11 protein-coding genes and 1 pseudogene are annotated in these 12,415 nt (G+C 65.2%); 11 read left to right on the forward strand and 1 reads right to left on the reverse strand.

Annotation, left to right across the window (positions count from 1 at the left end; genetic code table 11):
• Positions 1-3: 3 nt before the first annotated feature.
• The 10 genes and pseudogenes from nadE to J2Y49_RS27905 form a co-directional block, all read left to right on the forward strand.
• Positions 4-894 carry an NAD(+) synthase gene (gene nadE / locus J2Y49_RS27860; protein ID WP_310118641.1) on the forward strand — a complete coding sequence of 297 codons (891 nt, stop codon included), beginning with the start codon at positions 4-6 and terminating at the stop codon, positions 892-894.
• The gene (locus tag J2Y49_RS27865; RefSeq protein WP_310118642.1) at positions 891-2,387 is read left to right on the forward strand and encodes a class I adenylate-forming enzyme family protein; all 1,497 of its coding nucleotides are present in this window, start codon (positions 891-893) and stop codon (positions 2,385-2,387) included. Before nadE ends, J2Y49_RS27865 begins: the two co-directional genes overlap by 4 nt.
• On the forward strand, positions 2,384-3,427 hold the full coding sequence (locus J2Y49_RS27870) for a hypothetical protein (protein ID WP_310118644.1): 1,044 nt from the start codon (positions 2,384-2,386) through the stop codon (positions 3,425-3,427). Before J2Y49_RS27865 ends, J2Y49_RS27870 begins: the two co-directional genes overlap by 4 nt.
• On the forward strand, positions 3,403-4,332 hold the full coding sequence (locus J2Y49_RS27875; RefSeq protein WP_310118646.1) for a 3-oxoacyl-[acyl-carrier-protein] synthase III C-terminal domain-containing protein: 930 nt from the start codon (positions 3,403-3,405) through the stop codon (positions 4,330-4,332). Before J2Y49_RS27870 ends, J2Y49_RS27875 begins: the two co-directional genes overlap by 25 nt.
• Positions 4,333-4,418: 86 nt before the next feature.
• Positions 4,419-5,363 (forward strand): radical SAM protein, encoded by a 945-nt coding sequence (locus J2Y49_RS27880; RefSeq protein ID WP_310118648.1) that lies wholly within the window; start codon positions 4,419-4,421, stop codon positions 5,361-5,363.
• A 15-nt stretch (positions 5,364-5,378) separates the two neighbouring features.
• Positions 5,379-6,386: a pyridoxal-phosphate dependent enzyme gene (locus J2Y49_RS27885; RefSeq protein WP_310118651.1), complete on the forward strand. Its 1,008-nt coding sequence runs from the start codon at positions 5,379-5,381 to the stop codon at positions 6,384-6,386.
• Positions 6,383-7,639 (forward strand): replication-associated recombination protein A, encoded by a 1,257-nt coding sequence (locus tag J2Y49_RS27890; protein WP_310118653.1) that lies wholly within the window; start codon positions 6,383-6,385, stop codon positions 7,637-7,639. Before J2Y49_RS27885 ends, J2Y49_RS27890 begins: the two co-directional genes overlap by 4 nt.
• A gap of 14 nt (positions 7,640-7,653) precedes the next feature.
• A complete protein-coding gene (locus J2Y49_RS27895) occupies positions 7,654-8,820 on the forward strand; it encodes a hypothetical protein (protein ID WP_310118655.1) in 1,167 nt (388 codons plus the stop codon).
• On the forward strand, positions 8,817-9,965 hold the full coding sequence (locus J2Y49_RS27900; RefSeq protein ID WP_310118657.1) for a hypothetical protein: 1,149 nt from the start codon (positions 8,817-8,819) through the stop codon (positions 9,963-9,965). Before J2Y49_RS27895 ends, J2Y49_RS27900 begins: the two co-directional genes overlap by 4 nt.
• Before the next feature lie 294 nt (positions 9,966-10,259).
• Positions 10,260-10,472: pseudogene (locus J2Y49_RS27905) on the forward strand (IS3 family transposase); the annotation flags it as partial.
• Positions 10,473-10,916: 444 nt separating this feature from the next.
• On the opposite strand, the gene J2Y49_RS27910 reads toward J2Y49_RS27905, so the two are convergent.
• Positions 10,917-11,060, reverse strand: a complete 144-nt coding sequence (locus J2Y49_RS27910; RefSeq protein ID WP_310118659.1) for a hypothetical protein — start codon at positions 11,058-11,060, stop codon at positions 10,917-10,919.
• A gap of 338 nt (positions 11,061-11,398) precedes the next feature.
• On the opposite strand from J2Y49_RS27910, the gene J2Y49_RS27915 reads away from it, so the two are divergent.
• The gene (locus tag J2Y49_RS27915; RefSeq protein WP_014249902.1) at positions 11,399-12,265 is read left to right on the forward strand and encodes a 3-hydroxybutyryl-CoA dehydrogenase; all 867 of its coding nucleotides are present in this window, start codon (positions 11,399-11,401) and stop codon (positions 12,263-12,265) included.
• Positions 12,266-12,415 lie beyond the last annotated feature (150 nt).

A 12,415-nucleotide genomic window follows, 5' to 3' on the forward strand; every position in this document is an offset into this window, starting at 1 on the left:
AACATGGAAGCACTGCTCAACACCGAGGACGTCGGCCGGGAGTCGGTCCGGATCGTCAACGCCCTGCGCCGTGAACTCGACGGCGTGTCGGCGGTGATCGGTCTGTCGGGCGGTCTCGACTCCGACGTGGTCGCGCGCCTCACGGTGGAGGCTGTCGGTGCGGCACGGGTAAAGCTGTTCACCGTGCTCCAGGAGGGCATGGAGGATCGGCACGTCCGCCAAGCGCGCCAGACGGCGGACGATCTGGGGATTCCGCTGCGCACCGTTGATCTCGGGGGCATTCCCCACGGGTTCGTCGAGGCGATGAGCGCAGCGGATCCGGACGAGGCGTTCCAGCCGGACGGCCTGCTCGACCCGGCCCGGGCGAAATGTTCGCTGCGGACGGTGATCCTGTCCACCTACCAGGACCGTGGCTACGTGGTGGTCGGCACGTCGAACCGCACGGAGATCGAAACCGGCTTCTTCCTGCCGTTTGGGGACGGGATCTGGCATTTCGGCCCGATTGCCCACCTCTTCAAGACCGAGGTGGTGTCGCTGGCGCATGTCGCCGGGACACGGCAGGAGGTCATTCTCCAACCGCCGTCGGCGGGGTTCTGGCCTGGACAGGAGGATCTGGAAGACCTCGCCTACTGGCTCCACAACGGCGGCCCGATCGGTCGCCAGCGGGTGTTCACCGAAGAGGACGACGCCCAGGTCCAGGACATTCGCGCCCAGTTGACACTCGAAAGGATCGACCGGGCGCTGCTGGCCCTTGCGAAAGGCCGGAGCGATGCCGAGGCAAGCGCCGCAAGCGCCTTGCCCCTGGTTCTCGTGGAGCGGCTGCGACTGGTCCGCGAAGGGGCAATGCGCAGCAAGCGGCGCCCGATGGGATGCCGGCTGGATCTGCCGCGATGACCGTTCCGCCACCGGACCGCATCGACGGCCTGCTCCGCCTGCGTGCGGCGGAGCGGCCCCGGTCCGTTCTTCTCGTCACCGGCGAACGTTCGACCACCTACGCCGAAGCCGACCGCGCCGCCGACCGGATCGCAGCCTGGTTGCAGGGACGCGGTGTCACGGCGGGCGACCGGGTCGTTCTTTATGCGGAAAACGGTACGGAGTTCCTGCTGGCGGTGTTCGGCATTCTGCGCGCCGGCGCGGCGGTGGTGCCGATCCATCCGCGGACACCGCCGGCAGGGGTGTGCCGGATCCTCGATCTGGCCGAGCCCGCCATGATCCTTACCGACGGACGGCCGCTGGATGGGGTGGCGCCACCGGAAACGATGCGGCGGGCCGCCTTGGTAGACCTGATGTCGCTCCCCGATGCCGTGCCGCGCCCGGCCGCCGCGGGACCGGCCTGCATCATCTTCACGTCCGGCTCCACCGGAGGTGCCCGCGGAGTGGTCTGCGGTCACCGCGAGATCCTGTTCGCGATCAAGGCGATCAATCGCATGCTTGGGCAGACGGCGGACGACCGGATCTTCTGCTGCCTGCCCTTTTCCTTCGATTACGGCCTCTACCAGTCCTTCCTCGCCGTCGAGGCCGGGGCTTCGCTGATCGTCGAGTCGACCCAGGTGAACCCGCTGGCGATTCCATCCCTGCTGCAACACCACCGGGCCACCGGCTTTCCCCTGGTTCCTTCGCTGGCGACGGCGCTGCTGCGCTCCAGGATGCTGGAGCGCATGACGGTTGGAACGGTGCGCTACGTGAGCAACACGGGCGACATGCTTCCCCGCCGACACGCTGCGCGGCTGTCCGGGCTACTCGGGGCGGCGGTGATGCCGATGTACGGGCTGACGGAATGCAAGCGCGTCTCGGTGATGCCTCCCAGCCGTTTCGCCGACAAGCCGGGTTCGGTCGGCCTGCCGCTTCCAGGGACGCAGGTCACCCTGCGATCTGCGCCCGAATGGGCGGGGCTGGGAACAGATGCCGGGGAACTGCTGGTCCGGGGGCCGCATGTGATGGATGGATACTGGCGCGACCCCGATGCAACGGCACGGCGATTCCGCGCCTGTCCGGCATCGGGGCAAACCGTTCTCCATACGGACGATCTGTTTCGCCGCGATGCCGAGGGGTTCCTGTATTTCCTCGGCCGGGACGAGACGCTCATACGCCGGGACGGCGGGGTCATTTCGCCGGTGGACATCGAACAACGTCTCTCCGACCTCGACAAGGTGGCGGAAGCCGTGGTGATCGGACGCGGCGCGGCGTCCGAGCAGACGGCGGAGGCTTTCATTGTGACCGACGGCGCCGAAGACGCCATACGCAAGCAGGCCGCAGACATCCTCGCGGAAACGGCGGGCTCCGCTCCCGGCTGTGCCAGCATCCACTTCCTACGGAAGCTGCCGCGCACGCTCAACGGCAAGATCGACCGCCGCGCGCTGTTACTCCAGGCGGGGAGGACGCCATGAGCGGGCCGGTCCGCGGCCCCGGCCGGAGCCCGCCTTATCGCGGCACCGTGACGGCGTGTCATTCGCTCGGTCTCCTGGACGCGTTCTGCTCGGCTCCGACCTGGGACGGCCTGTTCCTGTTCGAGGCGCTGACCGGCGTACCGTTCGGCGTCCGGACGGCGGAGACGGACGTGAACCGGCTGCTGGCCCCGTGGATCGATCCTGACCGCGGTCTGGACGTGGCGCTCGACACGCTCGGCCTGCCGTACGAGGTGGAGGCATGGCCGCCGGACGCCGGGGCGGACGCCCCCCTCGGCCTGTTGCGCCGCTGGCTGGCGGAAGGGGTGGTGGTGCTCGGCCCGCTCGACATGTCCGGACTGCCGCACCTGTTCCATGCGGAACTCTTCCGGGGCTGCGACCACTATGTCGTGGCGCTGGCAATGGAGGAGGGGCGGCTGGCCATACGCGACAGCGAAGGGTGGGATATGGCCTGGATCGCCTGTGACGACCTCGTGAAGGCCTGGCGGGGAGACGATGTCGTCGAGGGACGGGGAGCCTTCGTCATGCGTCGGCTGCTGCCTGCCGCTTCTCGCCATCCGGCCCCCCGCTTCCATCCTGATGGGCGGGCGGTCCGGCGCGGACTGGATCGCGCGGCGCTGCTGCTGGAGGAGAGCGCCGCCGATCCATTGGGCGGACCCAACGCCTATGCGCGGCTGGCCGGGCGCTCCGCCGAGATTTCGGCCTGGCCGGCGGCCCGCCGCAGTCTGGGCTACCTGCTGCCCACCCGCATCCAGCGCAACCTGTGCGCCCTTGCTCTTCTGGAGCGTGCCGCGGCCGAACTTCCGGGGGCAGTGGACGCGCTGGACACGGCGCGGTCGCTCATCGGCCGGCAGTCCGAACTGCTGGCCCGGTGCTGTGCCGCCGTCTCGACCGGTGCCGTCTCGACCGGTGCCGCCGCGAGCCTGTCCGCGCTCCATGACGCCGCCGAACTGGAGCACCGTCTCACGGACGTCTTTCGCACCTTGAAGGAGAGCGCATGCGCTGCGGATTCGAGCATCTGATCGGGGTCGTCCCGGAGACCAGGCTATCCGTGGCGGAACTGGTCCGGGAAACAGGCGGGGACGACGGCGTGCTGGACGCCACCTTGGAGAATGGGTTGCGGGAGGTGCCGGTCGCCATCGGGAAGACGACGGCCACCCTCGCCGCCGAGGCCGTCGCCCGGCTGCTGTCCGACCGCCCGGACCTGCGGGAGCGTATGGCGGCAGTGATCCTGGCCCACTCGCTGCCGGTCCCGGTTCCGCCGGGCATGGACCTCCTCGCCCCCAGCATGCTCGCCATAGGGCGGGAGAGCCTGCCATCCCTGGCTCTTACCGGCCAGCCCTGCGCCGTCCTGCACGGCGCTGTCCAGACGGCCCGGACATGGCTGTCGGGACTGCGACCCGGCAGCGGGGTTCTCGTCATCGGTGCGGATGTCCCGAACCGGTCCGACGAGCGGCTGTTTTTCAATTCGGCCATGGGCGATGCCGCCGTGGCCGGCTTGTTGACCTGCGACGCGACCCGCCACCGGATCCTCGCATCGACCAGCGACACTCAGGTGGTGGCCTATTCCGGCGCGCTTTCCCTTCCCGATGCGGTCACCCGCTTCCGGGCATCCAACCCCGCCGCCATACGAAGCAGCATCGAGCGCTGTCTGGATGCCGCCGGGATCGGCATCGGCGACGTGCGCCTCGTCATCCCACACACGCCGAACAGGGGCCTGTGGTCCGCGGTGGCGGACATCATGCGGCTGCCGCGGGAGCGCTTCTACATCGACCCGATTGCACAGACCGGGCACATGAACTCGAACGATTCCTTCGTGAACTATCTGCGGGCAATAAAGGAAGGCCGTCTCGGCGACGGCGACGTCGCCCTTTTGGTCAACCCCGGATTCGGTGGAACCAGAGGATGTACGATCATGAGGGTTTAGCGCAAAAACGGCCATTACGATCCGCTGATTGCACCAAAATACATATGAAGTGGCGCAAGAACCGTTGCCATGATAGGGTTGCTAGCATGAAGATATTGAGTATACATATGTATCTGACGCCGGCCTGCAACCTGAGTTGCACGCACTGCTATTATGAGGCTTTCAAGCCGGGCGAGCCTTCCGGGTCGGTTCTGTCGACGGATGACTGCATCTCCATCATTTCGTGGCTGTGCCGGTGCTTCGACGCCGACCTTCACCTCGAAGGCGGCGAACTGTTCCTGCGGCCCGACATCGATGACATTCTGGCCGCGCTCCCTCCGGCCGCTCTCAAGGCCCTCACGCTCACCACCAGCGGTACCGTACCGATCAAGGTTCGGCCGGACATACTGCGCGCGCTGGGCGAACTGCGCATCTCGATCGAGGGGCATACCGACGAGTTGCAGAGCGCGTTGCGGCCGGCCAAGCTTGCCCCGGTGTTCCGCACCATGGAGGGGCTGAAAGCGAACGAGGTTCCCTTCACGGTGCGGACGACCCTTCACCGCGCCAACGCCGGCCATCTCCGGGAGATGCTTGAAACCTTCGCCGGGCGCGGTGCCGGCAGCATCAGCTTGTTCGAATTCCAGGCGGTCGGCCGGGGAGCGAGCGAAATGGGGCATATGCTGGAGGATTCCGCCTTCGAAGCGGTGCTGGACGAATTGGCTGCGAACAGCCCCGATCCCCGGGTCAATTTGAAGCTCAGCCTCAGCCCCCGGCGGATCCCGATGGCGCTGGAGCGTCGGGCGGAGTTGGAGGCTCGGGGATTCCGGTACGTGGACCTTCGGGGCATTCCCAATCTCACCATCAACAGCAACGGCGACATCGGCGTCAGCCCCTGGAAGGTAACGGCCCGGCAAGTCCACGATCGGTTCACGACTGTCTTCGAGCCGGACTTCCGTGTGAAGGTCGAGCGGCGTCTCGCGGACCAAGCCGCCGAACCGCCCTGCCCACACACCAGCGGCTTGCTGCTCCGCTACGTCGCGCCCGGCGCATAGGAAAGGGCACGACCGATGAGACGCTTGCGAAACATGCGTGACTACGGCATCGGTGGAACCCCTCTGCACTGGGCGCGCGACTTCTGCCCGCAGGGTCAGCTGGCCCTCAAGCTTGAGCAGTCCAACGCCACCGGCAGTATCAAGGCCAGGACCGCCTACTATCTGCTGGCGGACATGATCCAAAGGGGCGACATCGAGCCGGGATGCCGGATTGTCGAATCGACCTCGGGAAATCTGGGTCTTGCCCTTGCGGCGCTTGCGGCGGAGATCGGGGTGGGTGTGACCTGTCTTGTCGATCCGACGGTGGTGGAACGCAAGGTCGACAGGCTGCGGGCCTGCGGAGCGGAGGTGCGTGTCGTCGAGCGTGGCGGGCACCCGGACCATCGGTCCGCCCGCATGGCCGAAGCCGAACGCCTGGGGCGCCGATCCGGCTGGCTGTGGCCCAACCAGTACGCCAACGAAGCCGGAATGCTGGCGCACGAGGAGACGACCGGACCGGAAATCCTGCAGGCGCTGGACGGGCGGGTGGATGTCGTCGTGGCGCCCGTCGGCACCGGCGGAACCCTTCTGGGCATCGGGCGGGCGCTGAAGGCGCACCGCCCGGGCATCAGGCTGGTGGCGGTGGAGCCCGAGGGGTCGACCATCTTCGGAGGCCGTCCGGGCCATTACCTGTCCGCGGGGGCCGGGCTGCACGAACCCTCTCCGCTTCTGCGCCGCTATGGCCGCTGCATCGACGGGTTCAGCAAGGTCGACGATGAAACTGCGATCCGAACCTGCCTGGCGGTTGCCGAATGCGAACCCTGCACCATCGGAATCACGGCAGGGGCCGCAGTGGCCGTGGCCGCACGGATTGCCGCGAGAAATCCCGACCTGGTCGTCGTCGCCATCGTCCCCGATGCCGCTGACAACTACGAGCAGATCCACAGCCTTCCGGTGCCCCCGGCCGGGCCGGAGACGCCGGCGGATGTTACCGATGCCGCCGATTGGCATCTGACCCTTGCTTCCCGGCCTGCGTCACGATGACCGAGGGGCCGAAGACGGAACCCCGGCGTCCGCTTGCCGAGATGCTGCGTCCGAAGGCGCTCGACGAGGTGCTCGGGCAGGCGCACCTCGTCGGGCCGAACGGCATTCTGCGGCGCATGGCCGAGACGGGCCATCTGGTCTCGCACATTCTGTGGGGGCCTTCGGGTAGCGGAAAGACATCCGTCGTGCGGCATCTGGCGAGCGCCGGCGGCTACGCCTACATGCCGATAAGCGCCGCGACGGCGGGCGTTTCCGCCTTCCGCAGCGTGGTCAAGGAGGCGGAACGGCTGCGGGAGGAGGGGACACCGACCCTGCTCTTCGTCGACGAATGCCACCGATGGAATCGCAGCCAGCAGGACATCTTCCTGCCATACGTGGAAGACGGCACCATCACGCTGGTCGGGGCGACCACAGAGAACCCGTCCTACGAGGTCAATCAAGCCTTGCTGTCGCGCTGTCGTGTGTATCGGATGCGGTCGCTCGACGATGCGGCTTTGGAAGAATTGTTGCGCCGAAGCGAGGCGCTGCTCGGGCAGCCGCTGCCGCTGGAGGAGAGCGCACGGTCCATGATCCGCGCCATGGCGGACGGCGATGGCCGTTTCCTGCTGAACATCGTGGAGGATGTGCTTCTCCTGCATACCGAGCGCCCCTGGACGGCAACGGAGCTGGGCAAGGTGCTTGCCCGCCGCATGCCCGGTTTCGACAAGAACGGGCGCATGCACCACGCTCTGATAAGCGGGCTGCAGAAGGCCATCCGTGGTTCGGACCCCGACGCGGCACTCTACTGGCTCGCCCGGCTTCTGGCCGCCGGGGAACGGCAGGAGGTCATCGCCAGGCGCCTGCTTGTCACCGCAATGGAGGATGTCGGAACGGCGGATCCGCATGCGTTGCTCCAGGCGATCGCCGCGAAGGACGCGGCGGAGTTCCTGGGACCGCTCGGTGAGTTGGCGCTTGCGCAATGCGCCGTCTATCTCAGCACGGCCCCAAAGTCGAGCGCCCTTTCCGCAGCGATGGGCGAGGCCAAGGATCTCGCCGAGCGAACGGTGGACCTTCAGCCGCGCTTCATGCCCTGGGGCGGGCCGGATTATCGCAATGACCACGATTTCCCGGATGGCTACGCCGGACTGGATCACCTGCCGCCTGAACTGTCCTGTCACAGGCTCTATCACCCGGTGGAGCGGGGATATGAACGCGAAATTATCCGCCGCCTCAATTACTGGAGCCGGTTGCGGGAACGAGGGACCAATCAATAGAGGACGAGCGGTAGATGAACGCGTCAGATGTGATGGCCAAGCTTGGGCGGCGCATGAAGAAGGGACGCGAGCGCTTTTGGGAGAGCCAGAGCTTTGTCATCCGAACCGGAAAGCGCTTCGGCAAGGACGAGGCGGCGCTCTTCTTCCAGACGCGCGGATGCCGGCATGACGCCCGCGGTGGGTGCACCATGTGCGACTATAGTTCCGGCCCCCCGGTCGATGCCGAAAGCATCGTCGACGGCGTGCGGCAGGGACTGGCCGAACTTCCAGCCGGATTGAGCTGCCTGCTGATCTCGCCCTCGGGTAGCTTCCTCGATCCATGGGAGGTGCCGGTCGCGGCACGGGCCGGAATTCTGGCTGCGGTCGCAGAGACGGACTATCCCGCCATCGCTTTCGAAACCCGTGCCGAAACGGTGACGGAGGAGGCCCTGCGCGCCTGCCGGGCGGCGCTCCCCGACCGTCGCCTGAAGGTCTATTGCGGGTTGGAATCGGCTGATCCCTGGGTATCCCGATACGCACTCAACAAGGCGCTCGATCCGGTCTCCTTCGTGGCGGCGATGCAGGTGCTGGATGCGCATGATGCCGTTGGCGTGGCCAATGTGCTGATTGGCGCGCCTTTCCTGCATGAACGGGAGGCCATCGACGACGCCGTCGCCAGCATCCGTTGGGCGCTCGGCACGGGGGCCAGGGAATTCTGCCTGTTTCCCTGCCATGTGAAGCGCTGGACTCAGGTGGCTTGGCTGCATGGTCATGGCTTTTACAGTCCGCCATCCCTGTGGTCCCTGATCGAAGTATTGCGGCAGCTTGGAGAGGAGCTCGTCGCCACGCGCGGAGAAATCGCATGGTTCACGGATTACGGGGCTTTCAACATCATCGAGTCACCGACCACCTGCCCGCAGTGCCGGAACATGGTTATCCGGCAATTGCAGGGATTTTCTGAAACCAGCGATTACGCATACATCGAGTCGCTGGTCAGGCTCGATTGCCCGTGCAAGGAAAGATGGCGGAAAGACTTGCAGACAATTGCAGAAATGGACCGGATACAGCGTGCCCAGGCGGCATACGACCGCATCGGCGAAGAGCTGTTCGCGGCTCGATGGCCTTCCATGCGCAATGAGCTGCTGGACTCCCTCGCCGTTTCACCGCAGATCATCGGAACTGAATACGGTGTCACGCAATGACAATCGGACGGGGGCCCGGGGCCCGCTTCTTCCAATTGGTCAACCGCAGGATTCGCCAGGACATCGTTCCGTTTGCGCCTCCGGCGGCTTGGCATCAGCTTCTCGGCAGTGATTTCGGCGAGATCTGGTTTCCTTCGCACGGCTGCCCGTGGAGCGTGATCGGCACATGCAGCATGTGCAATTACGGGGTGCCGCTTCCGCCCACCGACGATCAGATGGTGGGCGCGGTCGCCCTTGCGCTGGCCTCGTTCGAAAGGCTGCCCAGCACGTTATGGGTCAGTTCCTTCGACGTGCTGGACCCGCGCGACGTACCGGTCGAAGTGCGGCGCAAAATATATCGCTTGCTGTCACGGACACCGGCGCAGACCATCATCTCGGAAAGTCATCCCGCGCGCGTGCGGTTCGCCGATGTCAAGGAATGCGTTGATCTTCTCGAAGGTAAGACCTTCGGTCTCGAACTCGGCATTGAGACTATGGATGACTTCGTTCGAAATTGGTGCCTGCACAAGAATTTTCTGACGAGGCATGTTCGCCGGGCCATCGACAGCACGCGGGCGGCAGGTGCCGAGGTCTATGCCAACCTGTTTGTCGGAGCCCCGTTTCTGACGACGGCCGAATGGATCGATGACGCAGTCGATTCGACCCAGGCGGTATTGGACGCGGGTGCGGACTCCGTGGTGCTGCTGCCCTGTCATGTAAAGCGCGGTACGCTTTGCGACTGGCTTTACCAAAGGGGCCTTTACCGGCCGCCCTCGTTGTGGACGGTGGTGGAAATCCTGATGCGCGTGGAACCGCGGTATTGGCCGCGCATCAAGCTGTCCTGGATCATGACGAAAGAGCATCCTGGCCACCCACAGCTCATTTCGCCATTCGACGAGCATGAAACCTCTGGATCGCTTCTCGATGCGCTGTCCAAATTTGACCAAAGCGCAGATGGCACGGTTTTCCAACCACTGTTGATTTCTCCAGAATATATCCGGTGGAGTGCGGAGATGAACTCACCCATGCCGGACACGATACCCGATCGAATTGCGAAATATCTTCCTGTGATCGGGAAAAATCTTATGGGGGATGAGTGGTGGAATTCAAACGAGAAATCGATAAATGAGAATTTGTGGCAAGAATGGAAGCAACACGTTTCCTGACGGCCGCGTCCAGGAATTGTTCTTTCCGGCTGATGCCGGATGCGTCGGCATTGCTGACCATCTGTGGACGGCCCCTCCCGCGCAAGAGGGAAATCCGCGCTGACTGGCCGAGGAGGATGCATCCATGTGTCCGGCCTGTTGTCGCAGCCGCTGGCTGCTGGCCTTGATGAATTCCGCGGATCGGCGCCCAAATCACCTCATCGCGCTCGGTGTCGCTTGGTCCCCGTGGGTTTGGCCGATTCGGCGCGATCCGGCGAGCTCCGGAGGCCCATCTTCTGAGAGACTGGGGTCATTATGACGAAACAGGCATCCCCCAAATACGCCCCTGATATGCGCGAGCGCGCGGTTCGGATGGTGTTCGAACACGAAGGCGAACACGCGTCGCAATGGGCGGCGATCAGCTCGATCACGGCGAAGATCGGCTGCACTCCGGAGACGCTTCGGGGCCGGGTCCGGCAGGCCGAGCGTGACCAGGGCAAACGACCCGGCCCAACGACGGAGGAACAGGGCGGATGGTAACGCTCCTGGACGCTACCACGGGAGGCCGAACGCGAAGGGAGAAGGCCCCATGCCCCGACGGCTGCGCCCCATGGCTGGCAAGGGTTCACCTGTCCGGTATCTCAAAGCCGACGTGGATGCCTATCTGGCGTCGTCCGGGCAATCCCGGAGTGCCGACGCGGCGCCGGAGTTCAGGCACCAGCCAAACGGAAGGGCCGTACGCCCAATTCCATGAGGATGCAATGAGTGCCCCGGAAGGGGCGCTTTTCATGTCGGAAATTCGGAATTGCCCATGCCCGAACACCGTCCGAGTCGCGATGGAACAGCAATCCACGCCGCTCCGTCGTGTTGCTATCGTTGTCGGACCAGCCCGGACCAAGTAGCAAAACTTTAGCAACAACCCGCCGCAGTCCGAAACCTACCGCATTGACTAGCAAGATTTTTTCTCGATTTTCATTTTTCCTTCATGTAGGACACCGCGCCGTAATGGGCGAATTTCAGGTTGCCGAGTCGGACCGGATAGGCGGCCGACGCAGCCTGGATGGCGAGTGCGGCGGCGGCGAAGGCGGCGGCGGCAAGCAGGATCTTCCGGAGCATCGAGTCTCTCCCCTGGGGCTTGGTCCGCGGCGCGTCGCCGCGGTCGCCTCAGAGAAAAGCAAGGGACATGCCATTGTCAGTTAGTCGCGCAAACAGTTGAAAAGCCTTGACCCAGCCGTTCGGACTAAGTCCCCGATCGGCGGATTTCCGCCTGCGCCCCCACGGCATCGGCGGATTTCCGCCGATCGGCGGTTGGGACGGGGCTGCGGCAGGACGACGCGCCGGCCGAAAGCCGCCCTTGCCGCATACGACAAGTCATCGCAGCGCAACGAAAAAGCGTGTAGAACTTGCTGCACCTGCGAACCAACCCAACCGCCAACCAATAGGGACAAGGAACAATGGCCGAGAGCATGGGAATCGAGACCATCGGCGTCATCGGCGCCGGACAGATGGGCAACGGCATCGCCCAGGTCTGCGCCGTCGCCGGCCTGACGGTGGTGATGACCGACATCTCCGAGGAAGCGGTGCAGCGCGGCCTGTCGACCGTCGGCGGCAGCCTGGACCGTCTGGTCAAGAAGGAGAAGATGACGGCGGCCGACCGTGAGGCGGCCCTGGCGCGCATCACCGCCACCACCGACAAGTCGAAGCTGGCCGCTTGCGATCTGGTGATCGAGGCGGCGACCGAGAACGAGGATCTCAAGGTCAAGATCCTGAAGGATCTCTGCGCGACGCTGAAGCCGGAGGCGCTGGTCGCCACCAACACCTCGTCGATCTCCATCACCAAGCTGGCGACGGCCACCGACCGTCCCGACCGCTTCATCGGCCTGCATTTCTTCAACCCGGTGCCGCTGATGGCGCTCCTGGAGATCATCCGCGGCATCCAGACCAGCGACGACACGCATGCCAAGGCGATGGCCTTCGCCAAGCGCGTCGGCAAGTCGCCGATCACCGCCAAGAACAGCCCGGGCTTCGCCGTCAACCGCATCCTCTGCCCGATGATCAACGAGGCGATCTTCGCGCTGCAGGAAGGCATCGCCACCGCCGAGGACATCGATGCCGGCATGAAGGCCGGCTGCAACCACCCGATCGGCCCGCTCGCGCTGGCCGACCTGATCGGTCTGGACACCATGCTGTCGGTGATGGAGGTCTTCTACGAGGGCTTCAACGACCCGAAGTACCGTCCGGCCCCGCTGCTGAAGGAAATGGTCGACGCCGGCTATCTCGGCCGCAAGACCGGCCGCGGGTTCTACGACTACAGCAAGTGAGTGACGGGGAGGGAGGCGTCGTGGATGCGCCCCTCCCGCTTTCCATCTCGATGGCTGGGAGTGCGAGTGTCGTTCGCTCTCCCAGATCCCGTGCATGAGGCGGAACCGCCTGCGGCAACTGCCAGCCTGCGATTGTCCGACGGCCGGCTT

Origin of the sequence: Azospirillum sp. BE72, from assembly GCF_031455875.1 — a bacterium.
GTDB lineage: Bacteria > Pseudomonadota > Alphaproteobacteria > Azospirillales > Azospirillaceae > Azospirillum.

Excerpts from the sequence above, each read along its gene's own strand:
- nadE (WP_310118641.1), top strand. The coding sequence starts at position 4 with ATGGAAGCACTGCTCAACACCGAGGACGTCGGCCGGGAGTCGGTCCGG.
- J2Y49_RS27865 (WP_310118642.1), top strand. The coding sequence starts at position 891 with ATGACCGTTCCGCCACCGGACCGCATCGACGGCCTGCTCCGCCTGCGT.
- J2Y49_RS27870 (WP_310118644.1), top strand. The coding sequence starts at position 2,384 with ATGAGCGGGCCGGTCCGCGGCCCCGGCCGGAGCCCGCCTTATCGCGGC.
- J2Y49_RS27875 (WP_310118646.1), top strand. The coding sequence starts at position 3,403 with ATGCGCTGCGGATTCGAGCATCTGATCGGGGTCGTCCCGGAGACCAGG.
- J2Y49_RS27880 (WP_310118648.1), top strand. The coding sequence starts at position 4,419 with ATGAAGATATTGAGTATACATATGTATCTGACGCCGGCCTGCAACCTG.
- J2Y49_RS27885 (WP_310118651.1), top strand. The coding sequence starts at position 5,379 with ATGAGACGCTTGCGAAACATGCGTGACTACGGCATCGGTGGAACCCCT.
- J2Y49_RS27890 (WP_310118653.1), top strand. The coding sequence starts at position 6,383 with ATGACCGAGGGGCCGAAGACGGAACCCCGGCGTCCGCTTGCCGAGATG.
- J2Y49_RS27895 (WP_310118655.1), top strand. The coding sequence starts at position 7,654 with ATGAACGCGTCAGATGTGATGGCCAAGCTTGGGCGGCGCATGAAGAAG.
- J2Y49_RS27900 (WP_310118657.1), top strand. The coding sequence starts at position 8,817 with ATGACAATCGGACGGGGGCCCGGGGCCCGCTTCTTCCAATTGGTCAAC.
- J2Y49_RS27910 (WP_310118659.1), bottom strand. The coding sequence starts at position 11,060 with ATGCTCCGGAAGATCCTGCTTGCCGCCGCCGCCTTCGCCGCCGCCGCA.
- J2Y49_RS27915 (WP_014249902.1), top strand. The coding sequence starts at position 11,399 with ATGGCCGAGAGCATGGGAATCGAGACCATCGGCGTCATCGGCGCCGGA.